This is a genomic window from Gilliamella sp. Pra-s52 (genome assembly GCF_009795805.1).
GTDB lineage: Bacteria > Pseudomonadota > Gammaproteobacteria > Enterobacterales > Orbaceae > Gilliamella.
Genome location: NZ_WTEY01000004.1, coordinates 154,831 through 177,032 on the forward strand (window position 1 = coordinate 154,831; position 22,202 = coordinate 177,032).

The window sequence follows — 22,202 nt, forward strand, 5'->3', positions numbered from 1 at the left end:
TTTTCTAGACAGGATGTTATTTTTAACAACTAAACCTAATAATAAATGAATAAACCCAAAATGCGAATAACAGCAAAATAATAACTGAGATAAATAACTTTTCTTTCTTTTTAGATAGAAAAAGTGGAATTAATAATGGTAGTAAAAAAACTAACACTATATACATATCACTTTGCGGATCATTATCATTGCCTGTTGGTAGCATGCATAAATTCAAAAATTCCTCCGGATATAGTTCTAACCAATATTCATGTTTGTTAGTTGAAAAAACGAATATAATAAAAAAACAAAATATTGCGTATATTGTTGCAAAGAAAGATTTCATTATTTATGATGTCGTTATTTAATTTATACCACTTTTATATTTTATTATATTCAATAAAAGCAATTAAACTACTTCGAAATAAAAAATAGCAAGTCATGTTGAACATTCTTTAAGAATTGGCGGAACGGACGGGGCTCGAACCCGCGACCCCCTGCGTGACAGGCAGGTATTCTAACCAACTGAACTACCGCTCCGCTTTGTTTGAGAGTTTTAATGCTACAGCATTAAAGTAGGCGTGATATTAAAGATTATTTTTATTCACGTCAATAATTTTTTTTAAATAAATGATTAACTGAATGCAAAATAATCATTAATTCAAATTCCACAATGCTCCACCACTTTTTTTATCAATTTTTTTTAAAACAGATTCATGTTCGGAAAGTTCATATTCCGTTGCTTTTATTACTTTTAAAGGCACACCACTACGCTCTACTCTTTTTATTGCATTTGGTTCAGATGAAGATAAATTATTTTCTTCGGAACTAAAAGATAAAGTTGTTTGTCCCCCAGTCATAGCCAAATAAACTTCAGCTAAAATTTCAGCATCTAATAAAGCACCATGCAATGTTCGGTGAGAATTATCTATCTGATAGCGTTCGCATAATGCATCTAAATTATTACGTTTACCAGGGAACAACCGTCTTGCCATCGACAAGGTATCAGTAACAAGACAATGATCGGCTGTTTTAAAATCTAGCCCACAAAGACGAAATTCATAATCCATAAACCCCACATCAAACGAGGCGTTGTGAATTATTAATTCAGCACCATCAATAAATTTAATAAAATCATGTGCGATTTTTTTAAAAATTGGCTTATCTTTAACAAAATCATCACTGATACCATGCACACTAAATGCTCCCTCATCAATTAAGCGTTCTGGATTAATGTAAACATGAAAATGGTTGCCTGTTAAACGGCGATTAACCATTTCAACCGCGCCAATTTCAATAATCTTATGCCCTTCATAATGGTTATTGCCATCTTGATTCATACCGGTTGTTTCAGTATCTAAAACGATTTGTCGTGTATAATTATGTGTCACTTTCTTCTCTTTTTATATCAACAATTGGGGAAACGCATTTTTAATGATATAGTCTAGCACTAAAACCTTTTAATGTTGATACCTACCTAAATCTAGGTAGTAGACAATTGGCTAAATTTATAGAGTATATAGTAAATAAATTAAAGTCCGTTAACTTGCCGTTTAATTGAGATAATTAATAAATTTAAATAGTTACAAAGAATCAACAATATGTTAAAAAAAATCGAAATATATACAGACGGTTCATGTCTTGGTAATCCTGGTCCTGGTGGATATGCTGCTATATTAAAATATAAACAAATTGAAAAAATATTATCAGAAGGTTTTTTTAAAACAACAAATAATCGAATGGAATTATTAGCTGCGATTGCCGCTTTAGAACAATTAAAGCAACCTTGCCAAATTGAGTTATATTCTGATAGCCAATATTTGCGTAATGGTATTATCAATTGGATTCATGGTTGGAAAAAAAATGGTTGGAAGACCGCTAATAAACAATCTGTAAAAAATGTTGATTTATGGAAAAGACTTGATCAATTAGTACAAACTCATAAAATTGAGTGGATTTGGGTCAAAGGCCATGCTGGCCATATTGAAAACGAACGTTGCGACATTATAGCCAAAACACAAGCTCAATCGCCTACTTTGCAAGATACTGTATTTGAACAATCTATGCAGGATAATTGAATTGATAAAATAAAAAGTAGCTTTTTAGGCAACTTATATTTATATAAAAAGTTTTGGTTTAAATCAATTACTCATAAATAATGGTAAAAAATAATATGTATCAACTTCATTGCATTCCAGTTTTAAAAGATAATTATATTTGGATTTTAACCAATTCAGCCAATCAAGCCATAATTATTGATCCTGGTGAAGCCAAACCTGTCATTAATTATATAAACAAACATAGAATATCCCCTCTTGGAATTTTACTTACTCATCACCATATTGATCACACGGCTGGGGTGTGTGAATTAAAAGCACAATATCAAAACATTGATGTTTACGGCCCCAATGAGATCGATTTACCAATTAATTATCTTATTAACCAAAATAAAGTTGATATTGGTGATTTTAGTTTTGATGTAATCGCTGTACCAGGGCATACTCTTGGTCATTTGGCTTATTATTGTAGCCCCTATTTATTTTCTGGCGATACTCTATTTTCGGCTGGTTGTGGAAGAGTTTTTGAAGGTACTTATCAACAAATGTTAGATTCGCTAAAGCAATTAAAACAGTTACCTGAAAATACTTTAATCTGTGCAAGTCATGAATATACTTTATCAAATTTAGCATTTGCACTTCAAATGTTGCCCGATGATACAAATATCAAAGATTATTTAAATTTGATTTCGAAAAAACAAATGACATTACCGTCTATTTTGTCTAAAGAAAAACAAATTAACTTATTTTTAAGATGTCATGAACAAAAATTGCAAAATAAATTTAATTTTAACAATGAATTAGATTTATTTTCTTTTTTTAGAAGCCAAAAGGACATTTTTTAGGTATAATGCCACACTTAATTTGGGTAAAAACTTACGGACTAATGAAAAAGTTATTAATATTTACAGTATTATGTTTGTTTTTAATCGCATGTCAGCATCATGGACCACGATATAACCCTGTTGTTAGAATAAAATATTCAAAAAACACTGCTAACAGTATAAATGGCTCCAGTAATTATGTGTCTATCACTCAGAATCCATGGCAATATATGCTTAATCAGATTGATGCGAATATTCCTGAAAATAGTAGAATTAATGCAGAAAGAGAGCGATTATTGCGTAATCCTAAAGGGTTTGAAGCGGTTGCCTTACGTTCAGAGCCTTATGTTTATTACATTATTAATCAGCTTCGTAAAAATAATTTGCCAGCTGAGCTAGCTTTAATTCCTCTTATCGAAAGTGCTTATGATCCACTTGCTACATCACCAGCACAAGCGGCAGGTTTATGGCAATTTGTTCCAATTACAGCTAAAGAATATGGGCTACAGCAAAGTAGATCATTTGATGCCCGTAGAGATCTTATTGCATCCACTAACTCTGCAATTTCTTTGTTACAAAATTTAAATAGCCGTTTTAATGGGGATTGGTTATTAACACTTGCGGCTTATAATGCTGGTGAAGGTCGGGTCAAAAAAGCCATTGAAAAAAATCAGGCAAAAGGTTTACCTGTTAATTATTGGTCACTAGATTTGCCAACTGAAACTATGCATTATGTTCCTAAAATATTAGCTATAATTGATATTGTTAAAAATAATAAACGATATGGTATCAAGTTACCTGATTGTAATTATGAAAATTCACTTGTTAGGATTGATATATCTAAAAATATTTCATTAGCTAAAATTGCTCAATATTCTAAACTTTCACTTGATGAGCTAACAACATACAATGCAGGATACGTACAACAAACAGTAAACGGTCCTTTCCATTTACTTGTTCCTTATGTTCATGCTAAAGATTTATTTACAAAATTACAAAAAGAAAATCTTGTTGCAAATGAAATTACAGAACTTTTACAAGATACACCACATCCTAATATGCCATTTGAATTTAGAGCAAGTTTAATTCAAAAAAGTGGTATAACAAATAGAATTAATTTCCCCAAAAATGTAAAAAAGATTGCTTATCTTGTTAAAGCTGGAGATAGTCTTTACTCGATAGCTCAAAATTATCGTGTAAAAATTACCGATATATTACAATGGAATAATTTAAAAAACTCTAAAGTACAAGAGGGTGATATCTTAACCATTAATCTTGCTAATGCAAATCCAATTTAAAATTAACAAATAAAGGGTTATGATCTGATGCTGCGGTTTTAATAATTTGAGCTGTATCAAGTTGTAGCCCTCGATAAAAAATAAAATCAAGTGGTCTACCCATAAATTTTTTTCGAATATCAATATCAACTGAAAAATTAACTGGCTTAAGTTCAATTGAACTTACAAGTTGATATAATAAATTCATTCTCTGCTTGCTCCAAGCATTAAAGTCTCCAGCTAAAATAACTGGACCATCGTGTTCCTTTATTCTATTTAATAGCATATGTATTTGTTGTCTATAAACTTTTACACCAATGCTAAAATTTACAGAATGAATATTTGCAACTAATAATTTTTGTTTGGAATGACTAATAGGATAAATAGTAATCAAAGCAGATTTAGGTACTCGAATTAATGGTTCTTTTTCTTTAAAAGAAAAAATTGAGGTCGGTAATGAATCAGAGATTGTCATTACGCCAGCATAGATGCCATTCAAACAATAAGCAGGAACATGATCTGCAATTTTATTATGATGTGAAATAAAATTAAGTAATTGAGCCGTTGTCTGGGCTTCTTGCAATAAAATTAGTTTAGCTTTATCCGCATATTGTTTAAGTACATCAATACAATCAACTCTTTTTTGTTTAAAAATATTCCAAACTAAAATCGAAAATGATGATTGTTCGATTAACGGTTTATTTATTGTTATTGGGTGATTAGGCAAAATCAACTCAACCTCGTTGCTTGCCTGATATCGTAATGTATAACACCGTTTTTTAAACATTTTTATTGTTCAATTTTTGTTTTAAGTATTCATCAAAAGATAAAGTATCGCCCTGCTCTTTCTTTTTTTGTTTTTCAATAGATGAATTACGTTGCTGAATAAAATCACCATCTGTTAATAATGATAAAGGTTCAGACAGAAGCTGTTTTTTATATTGGTTTGCTAAAGCTAAACCAAATTTTGCAGTACCTAAATCACTTATTGCTTGCAGTGTTCTTGCTGATAAAGTTAATTCAGGTTGATCAAACATTAAATCTAGTCGTTCACAAACTTTCCGATATTGTTGTTTATCATCCTTATGATCTAAAACATCAGCTACTCGTAATAAATCTTTAAATAACTCATGCCCAACTTTGGCCAAAGGTTCTCGATGGCTGTCACAGCCTATACCAATTTCAAGTCCAGGCTTTCGCCCTTCCATGATAACTCTATTCCAATTTAATTTAGCACACTCTAGTTCTTGGCTGCTCATTTCAGGGGCTGGTGCTAATGCACACCAAATTAAAAATAGGTCGATAAAGCGAACTTGCTCTTCAGTAATTCCCACTGGTGAAAACGGATTAACATCTAATGCCCGAACTTCAATATATTCAATCCCACCTCGTAAAAGTGCATCAGAAGGTAATTCCTGTGCCATTGGCACTCGTTTAGGGCGAATAGGTGCATAAAACTCATTTTCTATTTGTAAAATATTATCATTTAATTGTCGATAATGGCCATTAACTTTTATGCCTAATTGTGTAAATTCAGCTGATTTTGTTCGTGTTGCACGTTTTAATCCTTCAGCATATGTATCTAAATGGTTAAATGTAATGCCTAGCTGTTTTTGTGCGTTATTTGTATACCCAATATCACTTAATCTTAAGGATGTCGCATAAGGCAAATAACAATTGCCATTTGTTTGTTCAATAAAGGCTTTGGCTTTTTGTGGATCTTGAATAAATGAAGAACACATTGATGGCGATGCACCAAACAAATAAGGAATAACCCAACCAAATCGGTAATAGTTACGAATCAAAGTAAAGTAACCTTCAGAAATAACAACCTTACCCTCTTCTGAATTTTTTACACCATCTCTTGCTTGCCAAAATGCCATCGGCAATGAAAAATTATAATGAACACCTGATATCGTTTGCATCATTGCACCATAGCGGTTTTTTAAACCTTCCCGATAAACCGTTTTGAAAAGTCCTTCATTTGATGAACCATATTGCGCTAAAATAATATCATCTTCGTTAGCTACAAAACATGGCATGCTCAATGGCCACATCATCTCATCACCAATATTTACGCTAGCATAACGATGTAAATCTCGTAAAAATGTTAACATATAATCAATATTAGTATTAACAGGTGTTATAAACTCTAACATCGACTCAGCAAAGTCGGTGGTAATCCATGGGTGTGTTAATGCAGCGCCAATTTTAGAAGGAAAAGAAGTTTTCGATAATGATCCATCAGGTAAAATGCGTAAAGTTTCACGTTCTACACCACGTTGAATACCTTGTAAAATGGTATAGTGTTTTTCTAACCAATTAAGTGCTTTTGATACATCTGGAATCATATTTATACTTCCTTAAAATGAAGTTATTTGATTTTTTATATTAACATAATTTATGTATTAACTATGGGCTAATTTAATAACGTTTAAAATAAAAATTAGTAGTATTTTGTGAAAGAGGTAATTCAACAAATTGTAATTATTTATGTTTACCCAAAAATATCTAATTTTAATTATACTTTTAAATAATATCTATTTCATAGATAGGAGATAGTATTTTTGTTTTTATTATTAGCTTACTTAGACTTTTTTTGTAATAAAACTAACACTTCCATATGTGAAGTCTGTGGAAACATATCAAATAACTGTACTTTTTGGATTTGATAAATTGACAATAATGATAAATCATCAATTAATGAAAATAAGTTACAACTTGAATATAAAATATAATTAGGAGCCATTTGCTCTAAATACTGTATAAGTATCTTTCCCGCCCCTCGTCTTGGAGGATTCAATAAAACTAAATCGGGTACATTTTGTTGAGCTATCGCATATTGTGTTGCATCAAAAGACTTAAAAACTAGCTGTTTAAAACCGAGCCTTTCTGCTGATAAGGTTGCACATTCAATTGCATCAGAGTTAATTTCAATACCAGTTAGTTGAATATTTTTTTTAGTAGAATGGCTAACACAGCTTAAACCAAATCCGCCTACTCCACAAAATAGATCCCAAATAGATTTCACATTTAAATTTGTGACCCAGTCACTTGCTGTCTTGTAAAGATTGTTAGCAACATAGGTATTTGTTTGAAAGAAACTTTTAGATTTTATAAACAATGGAATCTCATTCAAAGTTATCGATAAAAAGGAATTCTCAGTTAGCTCGATCTCTTCATCTCCTTCTAAAATAGCTGAATGATTAGGTTGAATGTTAATTGAAACGACTTGTAGACTTTGAATTTTTTCTTGCAATTGATGAAAAGAACGCTTAATTTTCTCGACAAATTTGTGTGATCTTAAAACAAAGCGCAACATAAAACTACTCGTCTCATTGCAACTGCTTTCTGTAATAATAACAAACTTCAGCTCGCCTTTTCGCTTATTAATATTATAAGGTACTAAGCCTTGTTTTCTGATATAAGTTCTCACTATTTTCAGAATGTTTTGCATATTATTTGAATAGAGCGGACAATCACAAAGATCAACTACCTCATTACCAGTCTGAACACCTAATATCGGTTTTTCAACCGTACCTAATACCGCCATTTTGGCTTTATTACGAAAAGCAGATTCTTTGCTGGCAAAAGGCTTTTTCACTTCTATAGGATTAAATTTACTTAGTTGCTGAATCAGAGTTGTTTGTTTCTGTTCTAATTGTGTTTGATAAGGGTGATTTATCCATTGACATGACAAACATTTTTTTTGTTGATAAAAGTGACATTGCATTATGATTAAGGCCTTTTTTATAATAAATATATTATATATAAAATTGAACTAATATAATAAATAGTTTCGAATTTTATACTAAAACACATGTTTTTCAGAAAAATTTTTACAAAAAAATTATAAGAATATAGATAAAATGTGTAGTTAATCATCTGTTATGATTTGACGAAACACAGCTGTATGATAGGATATTGCCATCAACATTATAGGAAAAATTTAATGTCTATTAAGTTAAAAAACCTCGAAGAAATCGAAAAAATGCGCATAGCAGGAAAGCTTGCTGCTGAAGTATTAGAAATGATTGAACCCTATGTTAAGCCAGGTATTAGTACTGGAGAACTGGATAAAATCTGCTATGAATATATCGTTAATGTTCAAAAAGCGATTCCTGCAAATATTGGTTATAGCGGTTATCAACATACAAGCTGTATTTCAATTAATGATGTGGTTTGTCATGGCATTCCAAGTTTTGATAAAAAAATAAAAGATGGTGACATCCTTAATATTGATGTAACCGTGATTAAAGATGGTTATCATGGTGATACATCAAGAATGTACATAGCAGGTAAACCGACAATTGTTGGTGAAAAGCTGTGTCAAGTAGCACAAGAAAGCTTATATGAATCGATCAGAATTATAAAACCAGGTATTCGTCTAAAAGAAATTGGTAAAACAATCCAAAAATATGTTGATAAATTTGGATTTTCATCTGTTCGTGAATATTGTGGACACGGTATTGGCAAGGTATATCATGATGAGCCTCAAGTTTTACATTATGATGCTGATGATGGCGGTGTCATTTTAAAACCAGGGATGACATTTACGATTGAACCAATGATAAATACAGGTGATTGGCGTACTCGCACTATGAAAGATGGTTGGACAGTCAAAACTAAAGACCATGGGCTTTCCGCTCAATATGAGCATACTATTTTAGTTACTGACAATGGAGTTGAAGTCTTAACATTGCGTAGTAATGAAAACTTCCCTCGTATTATTGAACACTAAATAAAAAAAGATTCAACAATAGCTTATTGTTGAATCTCTTCATTTAATAAACTTTAATACAATAAAGTATAAAGTTTACGGCGATATGAGCTTGCTAATGGATTACTTGTGCCGAGAGCAGCTAGCAAATCAAGTAATGTTTTTTTCACCTGCCCTTCGCCTACATTAAGATCTTGGGTAAGTGGTTTAAATAATAACTCTAATGCCTCTTCATGACGTCCAACTTGCATTAATTGAGATGATAACTGAATCATAAGTTCAACATTATCAGGTTGCTTAGCTAGTTCAGCTTGTAATAATTGCAATTCAGGTGAATTTGCTGCTTGTTCAAGTAACTCGATTTCAGCTTGTAAACCATGAAAAGTGGAATCTTGATCTTGTAGAGGAATTGTTGCAAGCACATCTTTAGCTTCACTTAATTGTTTTTGTTCTATTTGTGATTTTGCTAGCATTAAAGCAATATCTGTTCTTGGTTTCCCAAGATGATCAGTAAGCGCTTTCCAAGCTTGTCTTAATAAAGGTAATGCTTGTTCATATTTTGCTTCATTAAATAAGTTTTTTGCCTCAATAAGTTTTAGTTCATCTTCGTTAGGTAAAAACTTTATTAAAAATTCTTTGATCGTTTCTTCTGACTGTGGGCCTTGAAAACCATCAACAGGTTGACCATTTTGAAAAAGATAAACAGTTGGAATTGCTCTTAAACCAAATTGAGCTGCTAGCATTTGTTCTTCATCACAATTAAGGCTAGCTAAAATAAATTGACCATGGTGTTCATTAGCTAATTTTGTCAATACGTTTGTCATTGCTTCATAATTTGGACTTCTTGCAGACCAAAAATAAAACAATACAGGGGATTGAGAGGATCTTTCTATAATCTCTTGAATATTTTGTTCATTAACATCAAAAATAAATTGGTTTTGCATATTATGTCCTAGGTATATGGTTATTTATTCTTTAAAATTTTATCCATTAATTTATCTGGAAGCAAACGTTTAGCAATGGCAGCAATTTTAGTTATTTTTGTTACCCTGTAACGTATTTTAGGGGTTTTATTTTCAAGCGCATGAAATAAATAAGGTAACACGGCTTCTGGTGGTAACGTAAATCGTTTGGCAATAGGTGGGTTTTTTACAATATTTTCTTTTTCTGTTTGATTAACATTATTTGAAAAATACGTTTTTAATGGTCCTGGTTCAATCAGACTAACTTTGATATTGGTATTAGCTAATTCTAATCTTAGTACATCGGACCACGCTTCTAATGCATACTTACTTGCAGAATAAGCACCACGACCAGGAGTAGCAATAATACCAACAATTGAACTTGTTTGAATAATTCGTCCTTCATTTTGTTCAAGCATCGCAGGAAGTAACAGTTGAGTTAATTGATGAATCCCAAAGAAATTAGTTGAAAATTGTGATTCCAACTGCTCACGACTAATAGTATTTAATCGCCCATACACACCAAAACCTGCATTATTAAATAATGCATCTAATTTACCATTTGTTAAGGTTAAAACTTCCTGAGCTGCTTGGTCAACTGAGTCGGGATTATCTAAATCAAGCAAAACTGTTTCAAAACCTTGCTCAATAAGTTTTTTTTGATCAGATAGTCTGCGACATGATGCAATAACGCGATACCCTCGTTTTTTTAAGGCAATGGCCGACACTAAACCTATTCCACTCGAACAGCCCGTAATAAAAATAGTTCGCAATTTTATAGCTCCGTTAATTCATATATTGTCAAGTTTATCTCCAGCAATTATGATATCACATCTAAATTTAAGTTATGCAAATAAGCCAAGAGGATCCTATGAAAATCGCCATTATTGCAGCAATGGAAGAAGAAGTAGCCATATTAAAAAGTAAAATTACTCATTACCACGTTGAACATCATTTAGGTTATGTTTTTCATCTTGGAAAAATTTCAGGATGTGACATAGTTTTGCTTCAATCGGGTATTGGTAAAGTTGCTGCAGCATCAGGCACTACTGTACTATTAAATAACTATAAAGTCGATGCAGTTATCAACACGGGATCAGCTGGAGGGTTATCTGCTACTCTTAATATTGGTGATATTATTGTTTCAAAAGATGTTTTTTATCATGATGTTGATTTAACGGCTTTTGGTTACAAACTTGGACAAATGTCGGGTTGCCCTGTTACATTTAAGGCAGATCAAAAATATCAATCACTCGCCCAAAGTTGTATAAAAAAACATGGTGTTAATGCGATTGAAGGATCAATTGGTAGCGGCGATGCATTTATCAATGGTAAAGCTACATTGGAAAAAATAAAACAAACCTTTCCTGATGCAATCGCTGTTGAAATGGAAGCAGCAGCTATTGGTCATGTTTGTTGGTTATCTAAAGTCCCTTTTGTTGTCGTTCGAGCTATTTCAGATAATGGTGATAATGAGTCTGCCGTTGATTTTGAATCATTTTTAAAATTAGCAGCTGCACAATCATCACTTATTGTTGAATCAATGCTAAGTGAGCTTGCATAAACTACATTTTAAAATGATGTGTATTCCCCAAAAAGCCAATCATATTTAAGATTGGCAATTGCTCTCAATAAAAATACTAAGCATCATCAATGTCAAAACAATATTTTTCAAATAAAGCTTTTCGCCAGCCTATTAATATTTCAGGCTTATCATCGTTTTTATTAGTTTGCCATTTTACATATTGATTAATTAACCGACGAGAAATTAATAAATCAGGATTAAGTCCAGTCTGCTTAGCTAGTTTTCTAGCAGCTTCCTTTAATTTATCAGAAATATACTTATAATTAGGGTAACTACTCACCTTAAATACAGGTGGAATGTCGGGTATTGATTCAGATAAAATAGCTAAAATTGTTTGTCCATACAAACGAATTTCCTTCCCTTTCATGCCTAACTTATTAAGTTCAGCTAATGATGTAGGTGAATAACGTGCAACTTTAAATAATGCATCTTCATGTATAACAAAATTCAAAGCAATATCTTGTTCTTTAGCCAACTTGTATCGCCAATTAGCTAATTTATATAATCGTCCTAAACTTTTACCTTTTAGTTGCCAATTATTTTTAATATTTAAATAAGCATCTTTGGGGTCAATAACTTCACATTTACGCATAACTGCCATTTGGCACTCTTGATAAGCTGCTTGTAAATAATTGTTTGCGCTTAATTGTGATTTTAAAATGTTTATTAAGGGAAAAAGATATAACACATCATTTATGGCATACTCGCATTGTTTTTCAGTTAATGGGCGTTTTAACCAATCTGTTCGAGTTTCGCTTTTATCAAGCTCTATCTCTAAATATTTTTTTACTAAATTAGCATAACCACAACTAAGTGGATTATCTAAAAACGAAGCCAATATTTGGCTATCTATAATAGGAGTGGGTACTATTCCGAAATAATGGAGAAAAACCTCGATGTCTTCGCTACACGAGTGAAAATATTTTTCAATTTTAGGATTGCTTAAAATGATTAGAAAATCCTTCCAATCATTGATTGCTATGGGGTCAATTAATGCCGCATGTTCTCCATCAAATATTTGTAACAGCCCTAAATGAGGATAAAAGGTTTGAGTTCGAATAAATTCAGTATCTAACGCAATCGCCGAACTATTTTCGATCTTAGAACAATAATCAGCTAATTGATCATCATTAATAATAAGTTGATAAGACAAAGTCAAATTCCTATTCAGATAAGTTAATTTATTGTGTGTGCTTTTCAAATACAACATCAATCACCACAATTTCAGAACGAGTCATTAAGCGAATGGGTGGTCCCCAAAATCCATACCCACTACTGACTATACTAGTAAAATGTTGCTCTTCATTTTGATATAGACCATAAGCATTTTTATATATTAACTTTTCGATAAAGTTGATAGGAAATATTTGCCCAGCATGAGTATGCCCAGAAATCATTAAATCAACACCTAGTTTTTCTGGTTCAGTAAGATCTTTGGGTTGGTGATCTAGTAAAATAATAGGGGCACTTGTATTTGCAAACATCATCAGCTCGTCCAATGTTGCTCTTTTCACATCATAGAGTACAGAAGAAAAATCATCCCGCCCAATTAATGTAATTCCCACATCATCTAGATAGACAATATCATCCTTCAAAACTTTCATATTTGCTTGTTTAAAAGCATGAATAATATCTTCTTCACGATTATTTTGTTTTCTAGTATTTAAATATTCATGGTTACCAAAAATAACATAAGTGCCATATTTTGACTTTAGTTGTTGCAATTGCTTATCAAAACCATGTTCAATAAAAGGTGCTAAACGTTTATCTAATGTATCACCAGTAATGACAATAAAATCAGCATTTAATTGGTTTACTTTATCAATCATTTGCTGAATAAATTCAGTCGACGTTAATTCATTAATATGAATATCGCTAAGCTGCACAATACGTAATTGTTCAACATGGGCTGGTTTGTCAATTTTTACTTGATAATAAACGTTTTTTGGACTAATTGCCATTACATGTCCCCAATAAAATAGTGACAAAACAGCGCTTATATAAACAATTTTAAGCCATAAATTAGGTTTTAATTTTCTTTTACTAAACAGATAGATTGCATCAAAAATCAATAGTGTAAAAATACTACACAGCACTACTGCAAAAATAGAATTAAAAACCAGAGATGGTTTATTAAAAGTACCGTCAAATACCCTAGAAAGTACGAGTGATAATCCTGCGGTCACAACAACCACCCAATAGATGATTTTATAATAACCTGTTAAATGAAAATTAAACCAAAATAACCATCTTTTTCCTAAATACACAGCCATTAAAATACAGATAATAATGGCTATAAAAGGAACAGCAAAATTAATAAAGCCCATAATTATTAGAACAATTGAATACAAAAAATGATATAATAACAGAATTATTTTTTATCGTACCACTAACTTTTATGGATCTCAAAAAAGACCAATTATTCAGCGTACCCATCGAAAAATTAGGGGATTGGACTTTTGACGAAAAAGTCGCCGAGGTTTTTCCGGATATGGTTCAACGTTCTGTTCCTGGTTATTCCAATATTATTTCAATGATCGGAATGTTGGCAAAACGGTTTGTCCAACCAAACTCGATGATCTATGATTTAGGTTGCTCTTTAGGTGCGGCAACCCTTTCTATTCGTCGTAATGTCAATCAAGAAAATTGTCGAATAATTGCCATTGATAATTCTTTACCAATGGTTGAGCGTTGTAAACGACACATCGAATCTTACAAAGCAAACACCCCTGTAGATGTAATTTGTGATGATATTTGTCATATCAACATGCAAAATGCTTCAATGGTTGTACTCAATTTCACCTTACAATTTTTAACCCCGGAAAATCGTCAACGTGTTTTAAATAATATCTATAATGCGTTAAAACCAAATGGCATTTTGGTACTATCTGAAAAATTTAGCTTTAATGATTCCACTATCGATGAACTGCTATTTAATATGCATCATGATTTTAAACGAGCTAATGGCTACAGTGAACTGGAAATCAGCCAAAAGCGTAATATGCTAGAAAATGTGATGCTTACAGATACAATTGAAACTCATAAAAAACGGCTTGCTGATGCTGGTTTCTCCCACATTAATACTTGGTTTCAATGTTTTAATTTTGGCTCGATTATTGCCATAAAATAACAGTTTGATATAAGCGTAATTGACAAGGAACATACAATGATTGATTTTGGTGATTTTTACCAGATTATTGCAAAAAATAAACTTAGTAGCTGGCTTGAAGTATTGCCAGCACAACTCGCAAACTGGCAAAAACAGAATATTGATAACCGCTTTAATCAATGGCTCAATAGCATTAAGCATTTACCATCTATTACGCCTTATCAAATTGATTTATTGCATAGCGTAACAGTAAAAGCGCAAGAACCACTTTCTGCCGGCGAACAACAAAGAATTACCCAATTACTAAAAAATATGATGCCTTGGCGTAAAGGCCCTTTTCACTTGTATGGTATTGATATTAATACTGAATGGCGCTCAGATTGGAAATGGGAACGGTTAATTAATTATATAGATAATTTAGAAGGGAAAACCGTCTTAGATGTTGGTTGCAACAGTGGTTACCATTTATGGCGGATGATTGGCGCAGGAGCCAAACTCGCTGTTGGAATCGATCCTATGGCGCTTTATTTATGCCAATTTGAAGCAATTCGCAAACTGCTAGGTAATGATCAGCGAGCTCATTTATTACCTCTTGGAATTGAACAACTACCAAAACTTAATGCCTTTGATACTGTATTTTCAATGGGGGTATTATACCATCGAAGATCGCCACTCGATCACCTTTATCAATTAAAAGATCAACTTGTTGACGGTGGACAATTAGTTCTCGAAACGTTAGTCATTGATGGGGAATTACATCAAGCATTAATGCCTGGAGAGCGTTATGCACAAATGCGTAATGTTTACTTTATTCCATCCGTTCCAACAATGATTAACTGGTTATGCAAATGTGGATTTTCGGACGTAAAAATGGTCGATATATCACCAACAAGTTTAAAGGAACAAAGAAAAACAGAATGGATGACTTCTGATTCACTGGCTGATTTTTTAGATTCAAATGATTTAAGTAAAACCATTGAAGGCTACCCTGCCCCAGTACGAGCAGTTTTTATCGCTAAAAAATAAACTGAATTGATAACTATAAATACCTATAATTTAAAATAGTTATCCGATATGTTTGAATATCTACATTTTGTTTTTTGTAATTGGTGTTTTTGCGTAGCGTGTTATATTATTAATAATTAGTATAAAAAAATAAAATACAATTAATTTTAAAATTAATATCTTAGGAATAGGAAATAAATAATGGGATTACTAAAATTAATCTTGCAATTGCCTTTTTATATTTTGCAAAAAGCTTGGGAAATAGTCAGCTATTTTCTTCTTTTTCTATTAGTTTTAACAAAAGGACTTTTTTGGTTATTTAGCCCAATTATTGGTGATATAAAATGGTCAACACCGAGTTGGTTACCTAATGTAAAAAAATTTTACTATGCAATAGGTTTTACATTAAACAAAATAAAAACATTAATTGGTGCAAGTATTATTTTTAGTTTTATTGCTTATTTTTCTGGTAATTATGCCTACCACTGGTATTTAAACCGTCCAAAGCCGATTGAACCAGCATCTGTAGTAATAAATATTTATTCAGCTAAATTAGTCCCACCAAGTACAAGTGACGGTATAATATATATCCAATTCACCGGTGCTAAACGCCCACCAATTCCCCTAGAATCAATCAATAAAGATGAAATAACAGAAGGTATTAGTATTTCACCAAACATTGAGGGAAAATGGACATGGTCAAATGATTCAACAATAAAATTCACACCACAAGAGAGAAAGTGGCCACTTGGTATTGGATATACAATTGTATTGGATAAGTCAAAATTATTGGCTGAAAATAGCGAACTAGAAAAAAATAGTACAAGTTTTTCCTTCATTTCTCCTGATTTCGAATATAATTTCAAAAATCGAGGTGAGCTTTATTCCAATCCTACAGAAATAAATATTAGGAACGTCATAAATACAATCAAATTTAGTCATCCTGTTGATAGGCAAAGCTTTGAAAAAAATATTATTTTATCTCTTTATGAAAAAGGGAAAAAATCTGACAATTCATACGAAAAAAACGATGATGAATTCTTAAATCATGTCGATTTTACTATAACCTATGGTGATAATGACAAAATTGCATATATAAAGAGCGCTCCTATTCCCTTACTTGATAAAGAAGGTTATTTAAAAATAGCAATTAACAAGGGAGTTAGATCAACTTTAGGTGGTAACTCAATGAGTTATGATATAACTAATAGTGTAACTGTACCAGATAAATATCATTTAAGTGTTACAAGAACAGAGCTTACATTGGTTGAAAAAAGCAATGAAAAAATACAGCAGGTATTAGTGTTATCATTAAGTCATGCCGTAAGATCTGAAGATGTATCCAAAGCAATCAAAGTTTGGCAATTACCTGAAAATAAAAATGGTTCTTATAGTGAAAGCTATTACAATAGATCTTCTGGTAGATACGAAACAAAATACAATGTAACGCCAGAAATACTCGAAAAAGCAACTCGGATATCAATGAAACCAATTGATACTGAACTTGCTTATCAGAATCAAATTAGTTTTGAATTAAAAACAGAACAAAATTCTGAATTATATATTGAAGTTAACCAACCTTTATCATCTCAAGAAGGTTACTTTCTAAAAGGACAGTATCAAGAAATATTAACTGTACCTAATTATCCAACTTATCTTGATTTTGCTGCTTCTGGTTCACTATTATCTTTATCAGGCGATAAAAAACTACCTATAGTATCGCGCAATATAGAGCAGATGAAGTTAGAAATAGATCGCGTTATCCCTTCACAGCTTCAACATTTAGTAGCATTTAATGAAAGCTATGAATTTAATGATATGAATTTTGGTGAATTAGATAATGATCATTTTGTTGAAAAATATAGCATAACTAAAGATTTTACTGGGGCTCCTGAAGAAGTTAAATATACAAATGTCGATTTAACTCGTTACTTAACAGCTAACACAAATGGGAATAAAAATCGAGGTGTCTTCTTATTAAGACTTTATGGAAAAGATAAAAAAGATACTAAATATGAGTTTATGGCTTCTCGCTTTATTGTTGTAACTGATTTGGGAATTATAGCTAAAAAATCACTCGATCAATCCAATGATCTATTTATTCAATCAATAAACTCAGGAGCGCCCATTAGTGGAGCAAAAGTCTCTGTTTTAGGAATGAATGGCATCACTATTACTTCCCAAAAAACAGATAGTAAAGGTCACGTTCATTTTGCTCCATTGTCTGAATACTATAAAGGTATTAAACCTCTTTTATATGTTGTTGAAAAAGAACGTGATTTATCATTTTTACCAATCAAAAGTTATGAAAGAAATCTAAATTTATCACGTTTTGATATTGGTGGTATTCGTGAAACGCTTGAAGGTGGGGAGTTACGATCTCACATCTTTTCAGATCGTGGTATTTATCGCCCTGGCGACACCTTCCATATAGGTACAATAGTTAGAGCCCAAAAATGGACTAATTCTTTAGAAGGAATCACAATAGAAGCTGAAATTTACGATCCTAAGTCTAATTTGGTACTTAAAAAATCAATTATATTAGATAAATCAGGTTTTAATGAACTTAGCTATAAAACTAACTATGAATCCCCTACTGGTGATTGGTATATTAATTTATATTTGAAAAATGATGATGAAGAATCACGAATCCTATTAGGTTCAAGTTCTGTTTCCGTTCGTGAATTTGAACCCGATAAAACCGCCGTATCGCTCAAGTTATTACCGGAAATAAAAGAAGGATGGTTAAAACCAGAAGAAATTCAGGCTGAAATTAAAGCCAAAAATTTATTTGGTACTGATGCTGCTAATCGCAGGGTAACAAATACGTTGATTCTTGAACCTTCAACTCCTTATTTTAAAAAATATGAAGACTACTATTTTTATCAAAATACTTCCGGGGTAAGAAATAGTTTTAAAGTTGAATTAGATGAACAAACGACAGATGAAAACGGCATAGTAAAAATTAATCTTAATGACAACATGCAAAGCTTTGAAGGCAACTACACGCTAAGAATGTTAACCGATGTTTTCGAACCTGATAGCGGTCGAAGTGTTGCTGCGACAGCAAGCACCTTTGTATCACCAAACGATTATTTGGTTGGTGCAAAAACGGATGGTAATTTAAGATACATTAATAAAGATTCAGTCCGCCATATTGATTTTATAGCTATTAATCCAGCTTTAGAAAAAATAGAATTATCTGATCTAAAACTTGTTTTAATCGAAGAAAAATATCTATCGGTATTAGTTAAACAATCTTCGGGGGTTTATAAATATGAATCACGCCGTAAGGAGTCGTTACTATCAGAACAACCGTTCAAGATTAATCAAGATAAGACTAGATATCAATTAGATAGTAAAAATCCTGGTAACTATATTATCCAAATCAAAAATAAAAAGGACGAATTACTTTACCAAAGCAAATACTCAATTGTGGGAACCGCTAATGTTACTCGTGATTTAGACCGTAATGCTGAGCTTTCACTAAAGATTAAAGATGCACAATATAACCCGGGTGATGAAATAGAAGTCTCAATTACAGCGCCTTATGTTGGTAGTGGTATTATTACCATTGAGCGAGACAAAGTTTATGCTTGGAAGTGGTTCCACACAGATACAACAAGCTCAATACAAAAAATAACCCTACCAAAAGACATTGGCGGTAATGGTTATATTAATGTCCAATTTATTCGTGACCCAAATTCAGATGAAATTTTTATGAGTCCACTTAGTTACGGTGTTATACCTTTCAAAATTTCAAATGAACAATTTAATGATAAAATCGTATTGCAAGCACCATCATTAATAAAACCAGGAGATACACTACCAATTACATTACATACAAATACACCACAAAAAGCAGTTGTATTTGCGGTAGACGAAGGGATTTTACAGGTCTCAAATTATAAACTTAAAGATCCATTAAATAGCTTCTTACGCAAAAAAGCACTATCGGTAAGAACATCGCAAATTTTAGATCTTATATTGCCAGAATTTCGTCATTTAATAACAGCCTCGGCTCCAGGTGGTGATGGTGATAATGATGATGTGTTATCAAATCATTTAAATCCATTTAAACGAAAAATAGACGAACCTGTAGCTTATTGGTCAGGTATTATTGACGTCGATGGTGATAAAACCGTTGAATACAAAGTGCCTGATTATTTCAATGGCAAGATTCGTATCATGGCAGTATCAGTTGGTGACAAAACAATGGGACATACACAAATGTCAACAACAGTACATAATGATATTGTTTTACAACCTAATGCCCCATATTTTGCTGCACCAAATGATGAGTTTGAAGTTTCACTCAATGTAACTAACCTGATTGAAAACATTGGCGATAAAGTTATTCCAATTGATGTTAAAGTTTCAACCACGCCTAATCTATCTATTATTGATGACAATAAAAAAACTATTGAATTAGCTAATGCTAAAACGGGAGTTTTAAAATTTAGATTTAAGGCAACTGATAAACTTGGCAATGGTGATCTTCACTTTTCCGCCAACTATAATGATATAACAATTACTCGTGATATAAGCCTTTCAATAAGACCATTAACTGAATACAGATTAATCACCAGAATGGGAAGAATGGCAGACCATAAACAAACATTTACTGATTTTAGAGACATGTATAGTAACTTAAGTAAACGTGAAGCAGCTGCGTCTTATTCACCATTTATATTAAGTAAAGGACTAAGTACCTATTTACAAGATTACCCTCACTACTGCTCTGAACAGATTGTTAGTCGCGCAATTCCTATTTTGATCGCTAGTAAATATAAGGAATTTGATCTGGCCTCAAAAGAAGGAATAGCTCCGTTATCAGAATTATTCCAAGTTTTGCAATCTCGTCAAAATAGTGAAGGTGCAATTGGCTTATGGTATTCAACTTACAATGTTAATCCATTTATTACATTATATGCAGTAAACTTTATGCTTGAAGCAAAAGAAATGGGCTATAAAGTCCCTAAAAAAATGCTTGATAATGCTAATAAATATTTACAAACAATTGCTGAATCTAGTAGTACTAGTACTTATGGTTTAAGAGTTCGCTCTTATGCTATCTATTTATTAACAAGGCAAAACCAAGTAACAACAAACTATTTAGCCTCTATCATGCGTGATCTTAATCAAAAAGAAGACTCATGGAAAAAAGATATAACTGCAATGTATTTAGCTTCATCTTATAAAATGCTAAAAATGGATAAAGAAGCAAATAAATTAATCAAACCAGTTTGGCAACAGTTAGAAACTGCATACAACCATGCTTGGTGGACCAACAACTATTATGATCCACTAGTTGTTAACGCGGGAAAAATCCATTTAATCAGTAAACATTTTCCTGAAAAAGCAAAAGATATTCCTGCGCAAGCATTAGAAAATATGGTTATCATGCTTAATAAACAAAAATATACTACTCAATCAGCAGCAATGACAATATTGGCTTTAAGTAGTTATTCATTAAGTATCGATAAATTAAATTTATCTAATGATACTCTTCAAATTAATGCAGTATCCAAAGATACAGAAAAACAAAAAATCATTGCAAATTTAAATGGAATTTTAGCTAAAGGAAAATTTAGTGTTCAAGATGAACAATTAAATATCATTAATAAATCAAACTTACCTGCTTGGTATATGCTTTCTGAGCAAGGATATGACAAAACGCCACCTAACGAACCAATTAAACGAGGCCTTGAAGTATATCGTGAGTACACAGATCTTGATGGTAAACCTGTTGAGCAAGTCAAACTCGGCGATAAAATCAATGTTACAGTCCAAATTCGTGCTCTAGCTAATGAAGGCATGACTAACATTGCTATTGTCGATTTACTACCTGCTGGATTTGAAGTTGTGCAACAAGCAATTACCCCTAAAGAAGATAACAATGACGAATATATGCAAGGATATGATGATGAGTGTGAAGAATGTGAAGACTATGAAGACGATGAAGATTACAATGAAGAAGATGGTTATCATGGCTGGGTTTCGCCAATTGCTATAAAAACAGATGAAAACACTTGGTACCCAGAATATGCGGATGTCCGTGAAGATCGTGTTATCATCTATGGTTCGACACATAATGATAAAATACAGAAGTTCACCTATCAGATTAAAGCAACTAATGTAGGAACCTACAGCATCCCGCCTGCATTTGGTGAAGCAATGTATGATCGTGATGTGCAAGCTGTATCAAAAGGGGGGCAAAAGATAAGTATTATTTCACAACAATAGTTGTTTTACCGCTAATCACTTACTAAAACGGGCTTATAGCCCGTTTTTTTTATAAGAAAAACAATAATATATTTTGGTCTTATATGCTTTTATTAAAGATGAAAAAAGACACGGCTAATTTACTTTCTTATAATTATGTAACTATCTCGGGTTATATTTAAACATCGACATAATGCACGTAAGCTGTACCGATGCTTATTATGCAATAATTAACTCGCTTTTCTTCCCATTATCAACGCCGCTTGCTTTAGGATATTGTGAATACCCCAAGCTTAGTACACAACTCACGTAGAAAATTAAGCTGCTTGTTTTAGTGTTTTATACTCAATCGGTGTCATGTTATTTAATGCCTTATGCGGTCTTTCGGTGTTATAAATCGTTAACCATTCTTCGGTTATTCTCCTTACCTGTTCCAGATTATTAAAAAGATATAAATCC

The 22,202-nt window shown here is 32.1% G+C and carries 17 protein-coding genes, 1 tRNA gene and 1 pseudogene; 8 read left to right on the forward strand and 11 right to left on the reverse strand.

Translation table 11 applies throughout. The features are described from left to right. Positions 1 to 22: 22 nt before the first annotated feature. The 3 genes from GQ594_RS12445 to dnaQ all read right to left on the reverse strand — a co-directional run bounded on the left by GQ594_RS12445 (position 23) and on the right by dnaQ (position 1,370). Positions 23 to 325, reverse strand: coding sequence for a DUF2645 family protein (locus GQ594_RS12445; protein WP_160411589.1), 303 nt, complete (start codon positions 323 to 325; stop codon positions 23 to 25). A gap of 117 nt (positions 326 to 442) precedes the next feature. Next, positions 443 to 519, reverse strand: a tRNA-Asp gene (locus GQ594_RS05330). A gap of 116 nt (positions 520 to 635) precedes the next feature. Continuing rightward, a complete protein-coding gene (gene dnaQ / locus GQ594_RS05335; protein ID WP_160411590.1) occupies positions 636 to 1,370 on the reverse strand; it encodes a DNA polymerase III subunit epsilon in 735 nt (244 codons plus the stop codon). Between the two features lie 210 nt (positions 1,371 to 1,580). On the opposite strand from dnaQ, the gene rnhA reads away from it, so the two are divergent. The 3 genes from rnhA (at position 1,581) to GQ594_RS05350 (ending at position 4,158) form a co-directional block, all read left to right on the forward strand. After that, on the forward strand, positions 1,581 to 2,057 hold the full coding sequence (gene rnhA, locus GQ594_RS05340) for a ribonuclease HI (RefSeq protein ID WP_160399894.1): 477 nt from the start codon (positions 1,581 to 1,583) through the stop codon (positions 2,055 to 2,057). A 95-nt stretch (positions 2,058 to 2,152) separates the two neighbouring features. After that, the gene (gene gloB / locus GQ594_RS05345; RefSeq protein WP_160411591.1) at positions 2,153 to 2,881 is read left to right on the forward strand and encodes a hydroxyacylglutathione hydrolase; all 729 of its coding nucleotides are present in this window, start codon (positions 2,153 to 2,155) and stop codon (positions 2,879 to 2,881) included. A gap of 41 nt (positions 2,882 to 2,922) precedes the next feature. Beyond that, a complete protein-coding gene (locus tag GQ594_RS05350; RefSeq protein ID WP_160411592.1) occupies positions 2,923 to 4,158 on the forward strand; it encodes a transglycosylase SLT domain-containing protein in 1,236 nt (411 codons plus the stop codon). Here GQ594_RS05350 and GQ594_RS05355 read toward each other — a convergent pair. The 3 genes from GQ594_RS05355 to rlmC all read right to left on the reverse strand — a co-directional run bounded on the left by GQ594_RS05355 (position 4,139) and on the right by rlmC (position 7,870). Continuing rightward, positions 4,139 to 4,924, reverse strand: a complete 786-nt coding sequence (locus GQ594_RS05355; RefSeq protein ID WP_160411593.1) for an endonuclease/exonuclease/phosphatase family protein — start codon at positions 4,922 to 4,924, stop codon at positions 4,139 to 4,141. The two genes, GQ594_RS05350 and GQ594_RS05355, sit on opposite strands and share 20 nt — an antisense overlap. After that, the gene (gene gshA, locus GQ594_RS05360) at positions 4,917 to 6,488 is read right to left on the reverse strand and encodes a glutamate--cysteine ligase (protein ID WP_160399898.1); all 1,572 of its coding nucleotides are present in this window, start codon (positions 6,486 to 6,488) and stop codon (positions 4,917 to 4,919) included. The genes GQ594_RS05355 and gshA overlap by 8 nt, the downstream gene beginning before the upstream one ends. 233 nt (positions 6,489 to 6,721) lie before the next feature. Then, entirely contained in the window at positions 6,722 to 7,870 is a 1,149-nt protein-coding gene (rlmC, locus tag GQ594_RS05365) for a 23S rRNA (uracil(747)-C(5))-methyltransferase RlmC (RefSeq protein WP_160411594.1), read from the reverse strand. Positions 7,871 to 8,089: 219 nt separating this feature from the next. Here rlmC and map point away from each other — a divergent pair, with 219 nt between their 5' ends. Beyond that, a complete protein-coding gene (map, locus tag GQ594_RS05370) occupies positions 8,090 to 8,878 on the forward strand; it encodes a type I methionyl aminopeptidase (RefSeq protein ID WP_160399900.1) in 789 nt (262 codons plus the stop codon). A 53-nt stretch (positions 8,879 to 8,931) separates the two neighbouring features. Here map and GQ594_RS05375 read toward each other — a convergent pair whose 3' ends face one another. Then, entirely contained in the window at positions 8,932 to 9,801 is an 870-nt protein-coding gene (locus GQ594_RS05375) for a co-chaperone YbbN (protein ID WP_160411595.1), read from the reverse strand. 20 nt (positions 9,802 to 9,821) lie between these two features. Next, positions 9,822 to 10,592, reverse strand: coding sequence for an SDR family oxidoreductase (locus GQ594_RS05380; RefSeq protein WP_160411596.1), 771 nt, complete (start codon positions 10,590 to 10,592; stop codon positions 9,822 to 9,824). 98 nt (positions 10,593 to 10,690) lie between these two features. On the opposite strand from GQ594_RS05380, the gene GQ594_RS05385 reads away from it, so the two are divergent. Next, positions 10,691 to 11,383 carry a 5'-methylthioadenosine/adenosylhomocysteine nucleosidase gene (locus tag GQ594_RS05385; RefSeq protein ID WP_160411597.1) on the forward strand — a complete coding sequence of 231 codons (693 nt, stop codon included), beginning with the start codon at positions 10,691 to 10,693 and terminating at the stop codon, positions 11,381 to 11,383. A 76-nt stretch (positions 11,384 to 11,459) separates the two neighbouring features. Here the strand turns inward: GQ594_RS05385 and rnd are convergent, their stop codons facing one another. Beyond that, positions 11,460 to 12,557 (reverse strand): ribonuclease D, encoded by a 1,098-nt coding sequence (rnd, locus tag GQ594_RS05390; RefSeq protein ID WP_160411598.1) that lies wholly within the window; start codon positions 12,555 to 12,557, stop codon positions 11,460 to 11,462. Positions 12,558 to 12,585: 28 nt separating this feature from the next. Next, complete coding sequence (locus GQ594_RS05395) at positions 12,586 to 13,731, reverse strand: metallophosphoesterase (RefSeq protein WP_160411599.1); 1,146 nt, start codon at positions 13,729 to 13,731, stop codon at positions 12,586 to 12,588. An 80-nt stretch (positions 13,732 to 13,811) separates the two neighbouring features. Between GQ594_RS05395 and cmoA the strand changes: the two are divergent. The 3 genes and pseudogenes from cmoA to GQ594_RS05410 form a co-directional block, all read left to right on the forward strand. After that, a pseudogene (gene cmoA, locus GQ594_RS05400) lies at positions 13,812 to 14,534 on the forward strand (carboxy-S-adenosyl-L-methionine synthase CmoA); the annotation flags it as partial. 36 nt (positions 14,535 to 14,570) lie between these two features. Then, positions 14,571 to 15,539 carry a tRNA 5-methoxyuridine(34)/uridine 5-oxyacetic acid(34) synthase CmoB gene (cmoB, locus tag GQ594_RS05405; protein WP_160399906.1) on the forward strand — a complete coding sequence of 323 codons (969 nt, stop codon included), beginning with the start codon at positions 14,571 to 14,573 and terminating at the stop codon, positions 15,537 to 15,539. Positions 15,540 to 15,719: 180 nt separating this feature from the next. Next, positions 15,720 to 21,764: an alpha-2-macroglobulin family protein gene (locus GQ594_RS05410; RefSeq protein WP_160411600.1), complete on the forward strand. Its 6,045-nt coding sequence runs from the start codon at positions 15,720 to 15,722 to the stop codon at positions 21,762 to 21,764. Between the two features lie 296 nt (positions 21,765 to 22,060). Here the strand turns inward: GQ594_RS05410 and GQ594_RS05415 are convergent. Next, a partial coding sequence (locus GQ594_RS05415; RefSeq protein WP_160411601.1) for an integrase core domain-containing protein occupies positions 22,061 to 22,202 on the reverse strand: 142 nt, incomplete at its 5' end.

Coding starts and splice junctions, on each gene's coding strand:
- GQ594_RS05375 (WP_160411595.1), bottom strand. CDS start 9,801: ATGCAAAACCAATTTATTTTTGATGTTAATGAACAAAATATTCAAGAG.
- GQ594_RS05410 (WP_160411600.1), top strand. CDS start 15,720: ATGGGATTACTAAAATTAATCTTGCAATTGCCTTTTTATATTTTGCAA.
- map (WP_160399900.1), top strand. CDS start 8,090: ATGTCTATTAAGTTAAAAAACCTCGAAGAAATCGAAAAAATGCGCATA.
- GQ594_RS05385 (WP_160411597.1), top strand. CDS start 10,691: ATGAAAATCGCCATTATTGCAGCAATGGAAGAAGAAGTAGCCATATTA.
- GQ594_RS05350 (WP_160411592.1), top strand. CDS start 2,923: ATGAAAAAGTTATTAATATTTACAGTATTATGTTTGTTTTTAATCGCA.
- rnhA (WP_160399894.1), top strand. CDS start 1,581: ATGTTAAAAAAAATCGAAATATATACAGACGGTTCATGTCTTGGTAAT.
- cmoB (WP_160399906.1), top strand. CDS start 14,571: ATGATTGATTTTGGTGATTTTTACCAGATTATTGCAAAAAATAAACTT.
- gshA (WP_160399898.1), bottom strand. CDS start 6,488: ATGATTCCAGATGTATCAAAAGCACTTAATTGGTTAGAAAAACACTAT.
- GQ594_RS12445 (WP_160411589.1), bottom strand. CDS start 325: ATGAAATCTTTCTTTGCAACAATATACGCAATATTTTGTTTTTTTATT.
- GQ594_RS05355 (WP_160411593.1), bottom strand. CDS start 4,924: ATGTTTAAAAAACGGTGTTATACATTACGATATCAGGCAAGCAACGAG.
- rlmC (WP_160411594.1), bottom strand. CDS start 7,870: ATGCAATGTCACTTTTATCAACAAAAAAAATGTTTGTCATGTCAATGG.
- gloB (WP_160411591.1), top strand. CDS start 2,153: ATGTATCAACTTCATTGCATTCCAGTTTTAAAAGATAATTATATTTGG.
- GQ594_RS05395 (WP_160411599.1), bottom strand. CDS start 13,731: ATGGGCTTTATTAATTTTGCTGTTCCTTTTATAGCCATTATTATCTGT.